Raw genomic sequence first — 737 nt, 5'->3', positions numbered from 1 at the left:
GATGAGATGAAACGCGGCCTATAGATTCCATCTCTCGACACCCGAAAATGCGTTCGCCGGACGCTTACCACGTACCGAGTGAGGTCGCTCGTGCACTACTTTAAGCCGTTATTAAAGCGTTCTCATCAGGTGTTTGTAGCCGACGACGGGAGTATCTGGATCGGGAAGGAATCCCAGAAATCAAGAAAGATCATCCAATCTCCTCCGCCTTGGGTCGCCGGTTTGGTTTCGAAACTGGACGGCGAGCATACACTACCAAGGATACTGAGCGAGCTTAAATCAGAACGGTATGACGTCACCAAATGCGACGTTCACGATTTCGTCTCTGCCCTTGCTAGCTGTGGCCTCATTGAAGAGAGCTGAGCCACTTAAGTTGGAGACTGGGGTCAATCGGGCAATGGTTGCCCCATGTCCGGCCGCGGCGTTGGAACTGGCTAAAAGGGTTTCTCATCAAGGGCGATCACGCAACGAGCGTTCGACGACAAAATGGGGTTTCGATTAAAGAGATCATGCGGAAGATTGTCGAACAGCCCTTTGATGTCGAATTCCAGAACCCAATCGTACTTCCAGCACCGCTGACGCGTTACCCCAACGGCATCCAAAGCCGACTTCATCGGCCTGTAGCCATAGGAGTCTGGCAAGAAGAGCGGCTCTAAATCCGGCTCAATCATCTGCTTGACCACCATCTGCGCGATCCGATCACTGACCGTCGGCACACCCAAAACCCTTTCGCCTCC

Annotated in this window: 1 protein-coding gene and 1 pseudogene; one reads left to right on the top strand and one right to left on the bottom strand. The window is 53.1% G+C overall.

Annotated elements, in window-relative coordinates; genetic code table 11:
* Positions 1 to 78: 78 nt before the first annotated feature.
* Complete coding sequence (locus tag ATY29_RS38285; RefSeq protein ID WP_085861397.1) at positions 79 to 363, top strand: hypothetical protein; 285 nt, start codon at positions 79 to 81, stop codon at positions 361 to 363.
* Positions 364 to 503: 140 nt separating this feature from the next.
* On the opposite strand, the pseudogene ATY29_RS02520 reads toward ATY29_RS38285, so the two are convergent.
* Positions 504 to 737: pseudogene (locus ATY29_RS02520) on the bottom strand (reverse transcriptase domain-containing protein); the annotation flags it as partial.

Source organism: Rhizobium hidalgonense (assembly GCF_002914525.1).
Taxonomy (GTDB): domain Bacteria; phylum Pseudomonadota; class Alphaproteobacteria; order Rhizobiales; family Rhizobiaceae; genus Rhizobium; species Rhizobium hidalgonense.
Note: the sequence above shows the minus strand (reverse complement) of the source record. Positions and strands in the feature narration are given on the sequence as shown.